Annotated in this window: 1 protein-coding gene; it reads left to right on the plus strand. The window is 68.6% G+C overall.

Translation table 11 applies throughout. From position 1 onward, the window contains the following. The coding region (locus FJ988_RS30620; protein ID WP_210242799.1) for a hypothetical protein at positions 1–255 on the plus strand (255 nt) is incomplete at both ends.

The raw sequence follows: 255 nt of genomic DNA on the forward strand, positions 1-255 counted from the left end.
GGTGTCGGTGGCTGGTGGCTGCTCGGCGCCGCTGGCGTGTTCAATGCCGCCTATGCGCACAGCGGCTACCACGGCCTGCAGGGTGGGCAATGGGCACTGGGCTACAGCTGGAACAACCGTCGCTTCAACATCAATCTGCGCAGCGTACGCAGCCACGGCGACTACCGCGACCTCGGCGCGCTGCAGGGCAACCTGCCGCCGAGCATCAGCGAGCAGGCCACGCTCGGTCTGGACCTGCTGCGGCTGGGCACGCTC

Source organism: Mesorhizobium sp. CU3 (genome assembly GCF_006442965.1).
Lineage (GTDB): Bacteria > Pseudomonadota > Alphaproteobacteria > Rhizobiales > Rhizobiaceae > Mesorhizobium.